Raw genomic sequence first — 11,487 nt, 5'->3', positions numbered from 1 at the left:
TGACTACACCTGCCACGAAGGAGGACGAGCCCTCACACGACCCTGAACCTGTTCCGATGAAAGAGCACTGATAAAAACCGGACAATCTGAAGTGATGAAATCCGGACAGCCTTCAATGGCGTTGACAGTACCGACAGCGGCACGTTGATGCCGACCATGCCGACTTCGATGACGTCGGCTAAGCAGAGCCCGGCCTCACCGTTACGGGTGAACAAGCAGGTGCCGTTGCCGTACTGGTGGGCGTTGATCAGCGCGATGGCGTCCTCGAAGGTCTCGACGCGCACCACGTATAGCACCGGGCCGATCTTGAGCTAGCAGGCCTGGGCGGCGCTCCCGTACGCGGTGCCGATCAGGGTGCCGGATGGCGCAAGCGGAGGATGCAACCCCTTTGGCGTATCCCATTTCAATCTGGCGAGTAAAGCAGAGAGAACCTGGAGTGAGCTATACCTCTTTTGTGTCTGGCGACTCAAAGTCTGTTGATCCTTCTATGTTAAGTCATTGGGCTGCCCTCCTGGGCTCAGGCTCCTTTCCACAAAGCGCCGTATTGCTTACGCTCCAGCGCTCGAGTACGGCGACATACTCAGCGGCAGCGGCATCAAGCGCTTCCGGTGCCAGTTTGTCGGCCTGATAGAGAACAAAGGGCTCGGCCCACGGCAGGCCACAACGATGCGCTGTGGCCTGCAACGGGGCAAGAAGTGCATTCATTGTGAACATGTTGCGCCCGCCAGGTCGGTAGGCGTCTGGTACGTTGCCGGCCGTTGCGGCCACCATTAGCGGCGTGCCTTCGAACATACGCCCTTCAGGCTCGTAGGCGATGTAGAACATGCGCGTCAGCACAGCATCCTGCCAGGCTTTTAGCAGCGACGGTGTGGAATACCACTGGATGGGGAACTGCAACACGATACGGTCAGATTCAATCAGCCGCAGGGCCTCACACTCGCCATCGTTTGACATATCGATGCCATCGGGGTAGATGGCTTGCATATCGACGACCTCCACGGCAGGTAGCTTGGCCGCTGCCGCAGCCAACGCAGCGTTGGCCTTCGAATGCGCAAGATCGGGGTGGAACAGAAGAATGAGCGTCTTAGTCATGGGGGCGTCGCCTCCTTCAGGTAACTACACGGAAACGATGCCTCCCCAGCCGGAATTACTCCAATCGATTAATAATATGTCCTATTATTTGTTTCATGAATCTTCGCTCACTCGATCTCAACCTGCTCGTTGTCCTTGATGCGCTTCTGGATGAGGCGCATGTCAGCCATGCTGCCGATAGGCTAGGCATGTCACAGCCTGCCGCCTCCGCCGCCTTGCAACGCTGTCGTTATCTTTTCCGTGATGAGTTGCTGGAACGTGGCCGCGGCACGATGCGGCTAACGCCAAAGGCTGAGGCGCTGCGTGCGCCGCTGAAATCGCTGCTTGCGGAGGTGGTGAATCTTGTTGACCCGCCCAAGGTGCCGCTGGCAGAAATCCGCAAAACAGTGCGGATCGCCATGGCAGACTATCCGGCGGTGTTCGTGACAGCGCCCTTGCAGCAGGAACTGCAGCGCTCGGCTCCTGGCGTCGATATCGTGATCCAGCCCTGGCATGGCGCCGAGGCCGCCCGTCAGGCACTACTCGACGGGGCCACCGATCTTGCTATCTCCGTTTTCTCGTCTGCCGAGGAAAAGTTGCATCGTACAGAGGTGTTTGTTGAACACTATGTCGTCGCCATGCGCGCCGAGCATCCTGCTGCCGCCGATTTCAATCTGAATACCTGGTTGGAATACCCTCACATCATCGTCTCGGGGCGTGGCGACAAACGGACGTCGCTGGATACGGAGTTGGTCAGGCTAGGCAGATCGCGCCGGATTGGTGCGGTGGTGCCGAACTTCCAGGTGGTGCCAGCGCTATTGCAGGGATCCGATATGATCGCCTTGCTGCCCTCCCGTGTCGTCGCTGATTTTACCTCTCTAATATCTTTTCCGCCTCCTGTGCAGGTACCCGGCTTTACCCTGCACCTGGCATGGCATCTGCGTCATGAGGAAGATCCTGCTGTTCGACACGTTGCTGATGTTCTTATCGAACTGCTTCAATAATGCCGCCAGGCGCTTCCAATCCCGCGCATCGTCTGAGGCGCGGCTTTCGCTTGCAAATGAACAACACGCAGCAGTTGCAGCAAACGACCCTGCAATGTAGGTGAGGATGCTCCCGACCGCCGTGGCCATAGCGATTGTTGCATGCCAGCTTCGGCCGTTGGCAAGCGCCTAACGCCGTGCTTAGCGGTCGCAGTGGAGCGAAGCGAAACGAAGATCCGAGCACAGCGACGACAGCACATTGTTATGTCGCTCCCAAGCTCAAAACATAGCTCACTAAATGTGCGAAAGCGTGAGCGATTACTGCCGCTTCCAAGGCATATCGCCAATACAGGTAACCGAACAATATTCCGAAGGTGGTATTAGCTCCGACAATGAGCAGCACCACATAGCCCGTTAACTCGCCTACCTGCATTGCTGCCGCTGGTAAATGGCCCGCGCCGAAAAGCAACGCGCTCACGAAGATGGCCAGCCAGACATAGAGCGACCGAGGAGTACCGCTCCGATGTTGCAGGAACCGCCATGCCAGCCATACCAACACTGTCATTAGACCCCATCGTAAAAGCAATTCCTCCGTGACTCCGCCATAGAGCACACGCGCAATGATCGGTACTGTAAATTGCTGCTCCCCCTCAGCGAGAGCCGCTGGGAAACCGAAACCACCCATTGCGAAGAGCCCAATTCCCCCCACGACACCAGCGACTAGACCTGGACGGAGCTGCGGACGAAGGGCTGACCTGACCGATCCGGCAGTCACTGCGGCTTCAAAAGCAGCAGCTCGAAAGCCAACTTTCGGCGCAAGCGCCACGCCTAACCACACAGCAACAGCGAGCAATAGCGCGCTCTGCGCAGTGCTTGCGAGTAACACCAACCATAGGGGCACAGCGAGCGTCACGTCAGCCACAAGCTGTGGTAGCACAGTGACGGTGATCGCGATAACGCCGAGCATGCCCGCAACCCACATGCATAAGCCAAGTCGAAGACGCTGGGTTTTAATGGGTTCTGCTGGTGTCATCAGTGCATCCTTTGGCATGACGATGAAGCTCAGCTGCTTTCTTTCCTCATACTCCACTTCTGCTGAGTGGCGGATCTCTTTCCGCCGAAACCAGTACGAAATCGCGTAGGGAACCATAGCCCCAAGGGATATGGTGTCCGGTCGACCGCCTGGTTTTGTTCTGGCAACCGATACCGAATGCCGACTCCCTGATACTTTGCACCAACAGGACCCATGGCGCCACGAACCAGCACACTGAATGTGCGGGTTTACACGGGGGACTCGCCGGATGGCATGATTGGGTACCTGGCCACCAACCGCCACCCGGCTTCGCTTTCTACCGGCTGGTTTTCCGGCGACCCATCGCCGCGGCAATGTCCTCTTCGTGCTCTTCGCCCCAGCCGCAAAGCGGCTCCATGGCCCGCACCAGACTCGCTCCGAAGGGCGTCAGCGAGTAGTCGACGCGCAGCGGGATCTCTCCATAGTCGGTTCGCTGAACGATGCCGTCGGACTCGAGCTCTTTCAACTGCTGGATCAACATTTTGTCGCTCACGCCCCGGACGCTTCGCTTGAGCTCGCCGTAACGCGTCGGTCCCTTGTCTAAAAAGAACAGAATCAACGGCTTCCACTTCCCGGAGATCACATGCAGCGTCGCATGCAGGCCGCAAATGAAAAGTGGGTTTTCTGAGTTTTCTTTCGCCATAACGGGTACTTACTAAAAGGTGCATACTTGAACATTTGTAAGCGGCTTATATATCGTGAAAGCGAATCGAGTCAACACATACGGAGATCCAACCATGAGTCGGCTACACGGTAAAATCGCATTGATCACGGGCGGAGCCAGCGGCATCGGCTTGGCCTCGGCCCAACGCCTTATCGAAGAAGGCGCCTTCGTCTTCATTACCGGACGGCGCCAAGACGCCCTCGACAACGCAGCTGAGGCACTGGGATCCAACGCCCGGGCCGTCCAGGCGGATGTGACGAAGCCGGAGGATCTCGACCGCGTCTTCGAAACGATCCAGAAAGAAAAAGGACACCTGGACGTCCTGGTGGCCAACGCGGGCGTCGGCGAATTCGCCAGCCTGGGACAGATCACCGAGGAGCACTACGACTACATCTTCGATATCAACGTCAAAGGCACCCTCTTCACCGTCCAGAAGGCCCTGCCCCTGATGAAGAACGGCGGCTCCATCATCCTCACCGGTTCCACGGTGGGCAGCATGGGCACCCATGCGATGAGCATCTACAGCGCCTCCAAGGCGGCCGTCCGAAACCTGGTGCGCAGTTGGGCCCAGGATCTCAGGGGCACTGGCATTCGCGTGAACGTCATGTCTCCTGGCCCGACCAAAACAGACAAGCTGATGGAACTACTCCCATCCGAAGCCCTGAGCGAGATGAACCGGACCGTACCGCTTGAGCGTCTGGGCGATCCCAAGGAAACCGCAGGCGCGGTGGCGTTCCTGGCGTCCGACGACAGCAGCTTCATGACGGGGAGCGAGGTGTTCGTTGACGGGGGCTACGCGCAGGTTTAGATGGCTGTCCCACTATTCCCTCGATGGGAGGAAAGAACATGAAGGCTGCATATTATGATGTTCCAGGCGGACCGGAGGTCCTGAGCTATACAGACGTCGAGGCTCCAGTTTGTCCCGAGGATGGAGTGCTCCTCCGGGTGGAGGCAATCTCGATCGAGGGGGGCGATCTCATCAATCGGGCGACGGCGGCGCCTCAGGCAGCAGGCCACGTTCCCGGCTATGCGGCTTCGGGCGAGATCATCGAGGTTGGCACGAAGGTTCACGACCGCTTCATCGGGCAAAAGGTGACGTCATTCGACATGGGCGGGTCCCATGCCGAATTGCGCGCCGTGAAGGCCACGCGGACATGGATCGTGCCGGACGGGTTGCAGATGGCGGCTGCGGCCGCCCTGCCCATCTCGTTCGGAACCGCCCATCACAGCCTGTTCGCGCGCGGAAACCTAGTCGACGGCGAGACCCTGCTCGTGCAGGGCGGAGCGGGCAGCGTCGGGGTCGCGGCAATCCAACTGGCACATCGCGCCGGCTCGAAGGTGTTGGCAACCGTCTCGGGCGCGGATCGCGTCGCGCGACTGCGAGCTTATGGGCTGGACGCCGCGATCGACCACCGCTCAGAGGATGTGACAGCGGCCGTCATGCGGCTGACCGACGGCCGCGGCGTGGATCTGGTCGTCGATCCCGTCGGGTCCACGCTCGCGAGATCGCTTGCCGCACTCCGGCCCGAGGGACGTCTGGTCTTCGTCGGCAATGCAGGGCGCGCGTCGCTGGACCTGGACCTCTGGCCCGCCTTGCAGGCCAACCAGACGCTCCTGGGTGTGTTCATGGGCAGCCAGCTCGAAAAACCCGAAGTCCACAGGACGGTCGACGACATGTTGCGCCTGGCCGCCACCGGTGAGCTGGAGGTTCCCATCGATCGACGGTTCTCGCTTTGCGAGGTCGCGGCGGCACATGCCTATGCCGAGGAAAATTCCATTCTGGGCCGGGTCGTCCTTGTCCCTTGACCTGCGAGACCCCGCCGATGTCTCGTAAAGGCTGCACACCGGATAACGCAGCCTGCGAAGGCTTCTTTGGCCGGCTTAAGGCCGAACTTTTCTACCACAGGAATTGGCAAAACACGTCGCTAGAGCAGTTCATGGAGGAAGTGGATTCCTACATACGGTGGTATAACGAGAAACGGATTAAAATCTCGCTAGGTGGCCTGAGTCCTCTCGAATACCGAAAGGACCTAGGGATCGCAGCATGAAGGAGTCCAAGAAAAGCGCCGCCCCCCCCTTTACGGACTTATAGCTCCGGCGTCGACACAGCTGAGCAATGGGTTGAAGAAAACCGGTCAGCGATCGAATGCTACAACGAATTCGTCGAGCAGCATGGTTGTTTCGGAGACGAATTCCGGGAGTTTTGATGGCTCAGTTCGACGTTTATCCGAACCCCAGCCGAACCAGCAAGGCGTATTACCCTTACTTGGTGGATGTTCAAAGCCCTCTACTGAGAGAACTCGCAACGCGTATCGTCATCCCTCTGGGTTAACGCTCCGCCTTTGGCGGGCAGGCCATGCAGGGCCTCATACCGGAAATTACCTTCGCCGATCAGGAATTATTGTTGCTGACCCCGCAAATTTCCTCAGTACCGGCAAAACACCTCAAGAACCCGATTGGCTCCTTGGCCCATGTCAGAGACCCGGTTGTTAAAGCTCCGGATCTCGCTATTACTGGTATTTAACGCCAGCCAACATGCGCGGCTACGAAATGGAGGCGAAGCCGCAATGTAGCAGGCGTCGCCGTGACTAGCCTGGTTAGGAGTTCTTTAGCCAGCCTTGGTCCACGGCGTACTCAACCTTTGAAATAAACCAGTTGTATATTTCTGGGTTTTCCTGCTCAATGAACCCATGCATTTCTAGCACTTGGCTCTTCCGTATGCCATGGTCTCTCCAGGCACGGCCCTCGCTCGTTACATTGTGCAGAAAGGGTAGCAGGCGGTCGATGACTTTCAGAAGCCTTGCCTCCTTAGATTCCCCAGTCTCTTGTTCTTCCCAAAGCTCCGAAAGATCTCCGATTGGGTTACCGGGATGAGAAGCCAGTTTCTCGACATACTTACGCTCCTCGATGTGGGCATCAATGCGGTTTGCACTATAGAGAAACGTATCCCCTGCACCAATCTCACCAAGATCATGCACCAGGGACAGTTTGAGTAATTTTAAGAGGTCAAAGTCTTCCTGTGACTGCTCCGCAAAAGCCCAGCAAGCCATCGCCAGATGCCACGAATGTTCAGCTGAGTTTTCAACTCGCTCTCCGCCGTTGATGTAAGTTTTGCGGTTTACCGATTTTAACGCATCAAACTGAAGCAAAAATTCCGACATCTCAGTGACTTTTTTGGTCATGTACTCCTCCTAACGCCCCCAACTTGCCGTACAGCAAGCTTTTTTGCGGCCTGTTTTCAAGGCCAATGCTTGCTGTGTCGGCCAACATTGGATTTTAGGCTTGCCCCCAGAGGGGGCAACCGATTAGCAAGCACCCGCCTGCTTTGCCCCATACGTCGCTTGGCTCGCCGTATACTTATCTCCATAACTCGACGAAAGCTGTTCTATGAGACCTTTGCACGAGAAGCCTTGAATGCTGAGATACTGTTTCGCAGATTTCACCGCCTGCTTGTTCCAGTCGATATTCAGGCTGTCCACTGCTACAGTTGCATCAGTAACCTCGTAACCATCTCCAGAATCCGACGAAAGTTGCTGAACAAGCCCCTCTCGTGAGAATCCCTGTACGCTTAGGTATTGCTTCGCAGATCTTACGGCATTTTTTTGAGGCCCAGTCAGGGATTCCGCCCATGTAGACGCTGCGCCGAGAACAGCGAGACACACGAATAGAGTGCATAGCTGATTCAGAAATTTCTTCATATCCTTTCCTTTTCTGACGGAGGCTTCAAAGTGTCACTTAGCCTAACGCCTAAGCCCAGTTGCCGCCCGAAGCGCGACAGCGCTTTGGGCGGTCAACTGCAGCGATTCGTTAGCCGACATGACGAACATAGCGAATTTCATCGACTGAGGTGCCGCCGAATTCAAATGACTTGCGTGAGTTCGGTTCTAATACAAATCCGACACGCTCGTAAAAGTGCACCGCTCGTTCATTGTCGGCAAGCACCCATAAACTGACCGTTTTGTAACCCTCAGACACGATCAAATCTTGCGCCTGGAGCCATAGAAGGCGGCCGGTGCCAGTGGACCACGATGGAACCTCGACATAAATGGCCCAAATCTCGGCTCGATCAGTGGGCGCGTCTTCGTCGCGCGATGCCCCGAACGCGATAAAGCCGACTACTGCGTCGGCAACACGCGCCACCAACAATTGCCCCGGTTGCCGATCGACAATACGACGCCACATAGTCTCGCGTTCTGGCACCGATAAGGACGCAAGGTAATGTTTGGGCAGGATGCCGCTGTAAGCTTGCTGCCACACTTTAACGTGCAATTCAGCGATAGCTCGACAATCTTTTAACGTGGCTACCCGTATTTCCATGGTGGCTAACGTCAAAGCTGAGTGGCGCGAGTCAGCGCGTCCGCTCGAGCGTCATGTTGGGTGCGTTTCTCATATTGAACAAACCCGAAACCGATTTTGGGGACGACAGCTGTGTGGCCAACCTTCAAGAAGCCATTCTTCTCGTAGAAGTGATGGTTGCGAATCGCATAATCAGGCGTCTCTAGGGTCCAAAAGGCCACTTTCGGCCATAACCCCATACCCGTGTGTAGCATCCAGCTACCTATGCCCTGATTCATATAATCGGGACCAACATGTAATCCGAATACAGAGCCTTTGCCGCCTGCGACCTGTAAGATGAGGCCGCCAACCAAGGAATCACCCTTCGTGCACTTGTAGTATGTCTTATCTTTCATCCATTCAGCATGCTTGGCGACATCATCATGGACAGCCGGCTGAGCGCCCTGTGGTAAAGCAGGCATATGGCCCGCATCCTCTCTGAAAGCAGCCCCGGCCAAAGCGGCTACCGCTGGGATGTCGTCTTGGTTGATCAGTTCTAGTGTTAGGGTCATGGCAGTAGCACCCAACGATAGCACTAAGGGGCCACCGACGAAGGAGGCGGTCCCTCTTGAGCGCCTTGTTGTGCTTCGGGGTCGGTTAGCACGGAAGACATGAGAAAGTACTTTTCACGCGACTCGAATCCTACGGCGCTGTACAAGCGCTGAGCTTTTTCGTTACCTCGGTCGACTTCCAAGTGCAAAGCCTTGACATCCATACTTCTCATAACTAACTTAAGAGTGTCCAAAGCCTCTCGTCCGTACCCCTTGTTACGATACGTTAGCGCGATATACATCTCGTCGATAAACGCGTCCCGTCCTTCGAATTCAATTGAAAAGCCAAAACATACGGCGATGTATCCGACCACCGTCGTACTGTGATGGACCAAATAGATCTGACCAAGTTGACTTGGTCCGAGCAATTGACGAATCGCAGACACCCGTTGCTCATCTGACAAGCGCACGTTTTCGTATTGGTGATACGCACGGACATGCGCCAACACCTCGTCCAGATCTCGGCCTTCCGCCGACTTTAAACTAATGCTCATCTCAATTCCTCACCGCACAACGCCCGCATTTGCGGCTGGTTTGGAGCGTAGCGGAAAACCAGTCCAACAAGATGCGCTTGTTATATTTGTTTAAATTCAATACTGTAATAATCCATATTTCTTGTGGCTTCATAGATATCTAAGTAACCAGTAGAGAGCGCATGACTGCCTTGCACATCAGTTTTAGTCGTTTTCGATTTTAAGCCGATAATCAATTATTTATTGCGCTCGATGATAATTTCATCTGATATATATCCTGGGGGTTTTGGCTAAGCTTAGCCAGTGCCATTGCAACAGAGGTTCTCTCAGCATCATCAGCAATTTCATAAAGATTTACAGTACATAAGCCATTCTCAGAATTTATCACTGAGCATGAGGCAATCTCTATTCTATTCGTGATATGTTCATTGCTGACGACATTAAGATCTGGAATTATTCCTCTATCAGATTGTTCCAACCTAAGAACAACGCGATATTCTTGTTCATAAATCCACTCATCACTCTTTTGTAAAAACACCTCGTAAAGAACTCTGTCAGCGCCTTCAGCCGATATATCTGAATAGTCATAGTCAAATTTATCATTCCGATATCGTAACCCTTTCCTATAAGAAACAGGTTTCGGTATGCCATCGAACTGCGACCATTCTTCACCCCAAGCAGAGTTTATCAGAGAGTCAGCTCTAAATAATTTTTCAAAAATTGAATCGTGTTGCCGGAAATGTGCCACACCTGCGACTATCCCCTTATGCTCATTTGCGTAATGCGCCCACATAAGAAGATTTTCTTTATTTTCGCTAAAGCTTATGACGCCTATATAGTGCATTCTTAAATCGACGTACTGCGAAAATTTCAACTCTCCAAACTCTGGATCCCAAGAAGTTGCATCGTCAAAATTGCTAGCCAATTCATCCAAACTTTTTCGGCAAAAAGCAGCCTCAAAAGGGTCGTTTAGTGCACTTGGTTGTGAAAGACGAATAAACCCCTCTTCGAAGAAGTTTCGCGGTTTACTCATGTATTTAAAGAGCTGCTTCAAACGATACCTCGACTTAGGGTGTAAAAATATAACGCCGCGAAGCACGCGCGGTTACGGAATGGAGGCGAAGCCGCAATGCAGTAACCGTCGCCGTGGCTTGCCTGGTTAGATTCTGTCTTTGTACCTCGGAAAACTTTCAAGATAGCCCCTAAGTCCGATATTACCCTTGAGGACCTGGTTACGTTTTAGAATAGAGTCTACGTCTGCGAGATCAATAGGATCTTGCTTTCCGTCAGGCCAATTTGCGAAATCATGAATGATGATTGCAGAAGTAGGTTCAATCCCCAACTGCCCATTGGGTTTTGGCTCGTCTCGGTAATAACTCGGCGATAGTGGGGTCGGCGTTTTTAAGCATTCATAGAACCGATGCCGCCAATACTCCTCTTGATCTTCACAAACGAGCTTATGCTCCTTGCACACAATTAACTGTTTTAGCCGCCTGTACTGTTCAATATGCCGAGCCGACGTTAACCAGTTAAGTCGATTCGATTTCGGAGGCTGAATCTCCTGACCGTTGCAAGACAGTGCTTCGTATGCACGTGATAGCGTGAGAATCGCCTGCTCTAAAAACTGTTGACTCTTATGGGTTCGCCAAGGAAAGAAAATGGCTGCTGCTGCCGCTATGGCTGAACCACCTGCAAATAGGATAGTAAGTGTTGGCACCCAATCGATTTCTGTCATACATGTTCCAAAAAATCTAACGCCCGGCACAGCGGGCCATTTGTAGCGACCCAGGAGCGAAAAATGGCTCCGACTGCTGCCGCTTGTTAAGCATCTACGACCCATGCGTTATTGTGCTGAAGATAATCGAACAAAAATACGACTCGCTCCAAACCAAATATAAAATGCTTAAGATCCTTGAACTGCATTCGCTGACTAAAATCCACACCTAAGCTTCCAATTACAGCTTGGTTTGCAAGAAGCTCATGGGCAGCATTATTCCTATCTTTTACCACTTGCTTAAGTAGTCCCGTGTAATCTGAACGTAGACCAACATTTTCAAGCCTCGCCCTCGCCTGCCCAAGCGTCATTCTTTCTGTTTCGTCTTCCGTTACGTTGAAGCGTTCTTCAAGAAGCTTCTTAAGCCCAAACTCGAGTATTTGAGCCGTACCAAGGTAGATAGAGAAGCACTCCAAGAAGGATTTATGATCATATTTCTCCATTCTTCGGAAAACTTCATCCTGGATGTCATCACCTGATAGTTTTTCTTTATCATAGATGGTGCTCATACGCCTCCTTGATACTTAACAGGTATTAGATAGCGCGCTCGTATAACAACTTGAA

General features: G+C 53.8%; 14 protein-coding genes and 4 pseudogenes. 6 read left to right on the top strand and 12 right to left on the bottom strand.

The features are described from left to right. Window positions 1-128: 128 nt before the first annotated feature. Window positions 129-302: pseudogene (locus tag HR9077_RS22120) on the bottom strand (aldehyde dehydrogenase family protein); the annotation flags it as partial. Window positions 303-495: 193 nt separating this feature from the next. Further along, window positions 496-1,092: an NAD(P)H-dependent oxidoreductase gene (locus HR9077_RS08740; protein ID WP_136066622.1), complete on the bottom strand. Its 597-nt coding sequence runs from the start codon at window positions 1,090-1,092 to the stop codon at window positions 496-498. A gap of 95 nt (window positions 1,093-1,187) precedes the next feature. Between HR9077_RS08740 and HR9077_RS08735 the strand changes: the two genes are divergently transcribed. Then, on the top strand, window positions 1,188-2,075 hold the full coding sequence (locus tag HR9077_RS08735; RefSeq protein WP_136066621.1) for a LysR family transcriptional regulator: 888 nt from the start codon (window positions 1,188-1,190) through the stop codon (window positions 2,073-2,075). A 241-nt stretch (window positions 2,076-2,316) separates the two neighbouring features. Here the strand turns inward: HR9077_RS08735 and HR9077_RS08730 are convergent, their stop codons facing one another. Together HR9077_RS08730 and HR9077_RS08725 are read right to left on the bottom strand one after the other, a co-directional pair. Then, a complete protein-coding gene (locus HR9077_RS08730) occupies window positions 2,317-3,087 on the bottom strand; it encodes a CPBP family intramembrane glutamic endopeptidase (protein ID WP_136066620.1) in 771 nt (256 codons plus the stop codon). 316 nt (window positions 3,088-3,403) lie between these two features. Next, window positions 3,404-3,769, bottom strand: coding sequence for a winged helix-turn-helix transcriptional regulator (locus HR9077_RS08725; RefSeq protein WP_136066619.1), 366 nt, complete (start codon window positions 3,767-3,769; stop codon window positions 3,404-3,406). Between the two features lie 94 nt (window positions 3,770-3,863). On the opposite strand from HR9077_RS08725, the gene HR9077_RS08720 reads away from it, so the two are divergent. The 5 genes and pseudogenes from HR9077_RS08720 (at window position 3,864) to HR9077_RS08700 (ending at window position 6,314) form a co-directional block, all read left to right on the top strand. Continuing rightward, the gene (locus tag HR9077_RS08720; RefSeq protein WP_136066618.1) at window positions 3,864-4,598 is read left to right on the top strand and encodes an SDR family NAD(P)-dependent oxidoreductase; all 735 of its coding nucleotides are present in this window, start codon (window positions 3,864-3,866) and stop codon (window positions 4,596-4,598) included. A 38-nt stretch (window positions 4,599-4,636) separates the two neighbouring features. Beyond that, on the top strand, window positions 4,637-5,596 hold the full coding sequence (locus HR9077_RS08715; RefSeq protein ID WP_136066617.1) for a quinone oxidoreductase family protein: 960 nt from the start codon (window positions 4,637-4,639) through the stop codon (window positions 5,594-5,596). A gap of 17 nt (window positions 5,597-5,613) precedes the next feature. Beyond that, a pseudogene (locus HR9077_RS08710) lies at window positions 5,614-5,838 on the top strand (IS3 family transposase); the annotation flags it as partial. A gap of 66 nt (window positions 5,839-5,904) precedes the next feature. Further along, a pseudogene (locus HR9077_RS22325) lies at window positions 5,905-5,997 on the top strand (type II toxin-antitoxin system CcdA family antitoxin); the annotation flags it as partial. Beyond that, window positions 5,997-6,314: pseudogene (locus HR9077_RS08700) on the top strand (CcdB family protein). The pseudogenes HR9077_RS22325 and HR9077_RS08700, both read left to right, overlap by 1 nt. A gap of 73 nt (window positions 6,315-6,387) precedes the next feature. On the opposite strand, the gene HR9077_RS08695 reads toward HR9077_RS08700, so the two are convergent. From HR9077_RS08695 to HR9077_RS08660, 8 genes are all read right to left on the bottom strand, one after another. Continuing rightward, window positions 6,388-6,972, bottom strand: a complete 585-nt coding sequence (locus HR9077_RS08695; protein ID WP_136066616.1) for an HD domain-containing protein — start codon at window positions 6,970-6,972, stop codon at window positions 6,388-6,390. 123 nt (window positions 6,973-7,095) lie between these two features. Further along, entirely contained in the window at window positions 7,096-7,488 is a 393-nt protein-coding gene (locus HR9077_RS08690) for an Ltp family lipoprotein (RefSeq protein ID WP_136066615.1), read from the bottom strand. A 109-nt stretch (window positions 7,489-7,597) separates the two neighbouring features. Further along, window positions 7,598-8,107, bottom strand: coding sequence for a GNAT family N-acetyltransferase (locus tag HR9077_RS08685; RefSeq protein ID WP_136066614.1), 510 nt, complete (start codon window positions 8,105-8,107; stop codon window positions 7,598-7,600). A gap of 11 nt (window positions 8,108-8,118) precedes the next feature. Continuing rightward, the gene (locus tag HR9077_RS08680; protein ID WP_136066613.1) at window positions 8,119-8,637 is read right to left on the bottom strand and encodes a GNAT family N-acetyltransferase; all 519 of its coding nucleotides are present in this window, start codon (window positions 8,635-8,637) and stop codon (window positions 8,119-8,121) included. A gap of 23 nt (window positions 8,638-8,660) precedes the next feature. Beyond that, window positions 8,661-9,170 carry a GNAT family N-acetyltransferase gene (locus HR9077_RS08675; RefSeq protein ID WP_136066612.1) on the bottom strand — a complete coding sequence of 170 codons (510 nt, stop codon included), beginning with the start codon at window positions 9,168-9,170 and terminating at the stop codon, window positions 8,661-8,663. Between the two features lie 211 nt (window positions 9,171-9,381). Continuing rightward, window positions 9,382-10,203: a DUF2971 domain-containing protein gene (locus HR9077_RS08670; RefSeq protein ID WP_210725891.1), complete on the bottom strand. Its 822-nt coding sequence runs from the start codon at window positions 10,201-10,203 to the stop codon at window positions 9,382-9,384. 105 nt (window positions 10,204-10,308) lie between these two features. Continuing rightward, window positions 10,309-10,884 (bottom strand): hypothetical protein, encoded by a 576-nt coding sequence (locus HR9077_RS08665; protein WP_136066611.1) that lies wholly within the window; start codon window positions 10,882-10,884, stop codon window positions 10,309-10,311. A gap of 86 nt (window positions 10,885-10,970) precedes the next feature. Next, window positions 10,971-11,432 carry a hypothetical protein gene (locus HR9077_RS08660; protein ID WP_136066610.1) on the bottom strand — a complete coding sequence of 154 codons (462 nt, stop codon included), beginning with the start codon at window positions 11,430-11,432 and terminating at the stop codon, window positions 10,971-10,973. Window positions 11,433-11,487 lie beyond the last annotated feature (55 nt).

This window comes from Modicisalibacter radicis (assembly GCF_900961225.1).
Lineage (GTDB): Bacteria > Pseudomonadota > Gammaproteobacteria > Pseudomonadales > Halomonadaceae > Modicisalibacter.
This window is presented reverse-complemented; position numbering and strand designations above follow the sequence as displayed.

Bases quoted from the DNA above. Each gene is read 5' to 3' on its own strand.
- HR9077_RS08680 (WP_136066613.1), bottom strand. From the start codon at position 8,637: ATGACCCTAACACTAGAACTGATCAACCAAGACGACATCCCAGCGGTA.
- HR9077_RS08735 (WP_136066621.1), top strand. From the start codon at position 1,188: ATGAATCTTCGCTCACTCGATCTCAACCTGCTCGTTGTCCTTGATGCG.
- HR9077_RS08695 (WP_136066616.1), bottom strand. From the start codon at position 6,972: ATGACCAAAAAAGTCACTGAGATGTCGGAATTTTTGCTTCAGTTTGAT.
- HR9077_RS08660 (WP_136066610.1), bottom strand. From the start codon at position 11,432: ATGAGCACCATCTATGATAAAGAAAAACTATCAGGTGATGACATCCAG.
- HR9077_RS08740 (WP_136066622.1), bottom strand. From the start codon at position 1,092: ATGACTAAGACGCTCATTCTTCTGTTCCACCCCGATCTTGCGCATTCG.
- HR9077_RS08690 (WP_136066615.1), bottom strand. From the start codon at position 7,488: ATGAAGAAATTTCTGAATCAGCTATGCACTCTATTCGTGTGTCTCGCT.
- HR9077_RS08730 (WP_136066620.1), bottom strand. From the start codon at position 3,087: ATGACACCAGCAGAACCCATTAAAACCCAGCGTCTTCGACTTGGCTTA.
- HR9077_RS08725 (WP_136066619.1), bottom strand. From the start codon at position 3,769: ATGGCGAAAGAAAACTCAGAAAACCCACTTTTCATTTGCGGCCTGCAT.
- HR9077_RS08675 (WP_136066612.1), bottom strand. From the start codon at position 9,170: ATGAGCATTAGTTTAAAGTCGGCGGAAGGCCGAGATCTGGACGAGGTG.
- HR9077_RS08720 (WP_136066618.1), top strand. From the start codon at position 3,864: ATGAGTCGGCTACACGGTAAAATCGCATTGATCACGGGCGGAGCCAGC.
- HR9077_RS08685 (WP_136066614.1), bottom strand. From the start codon at position 8,107: ATGGAAATACGGGTAGCCACGTTAAAAGATTGTCGAGCTATCGCTGAA.
- HR9077_RS08715 (WP_136066617.1), top strand. From the start codon at position 4,637: ATGAAGGCTGCATATTATGATGTTCCAGGCGGACCGGAGGTCCTGAGC.
- HR9077_RS08665 (WP_136066611.1), bottom strand. From the start codon at position 10,884: ATGACAGAAATCGATTGGGTGCCAACACTTACTATCCTATTTGCAGGT.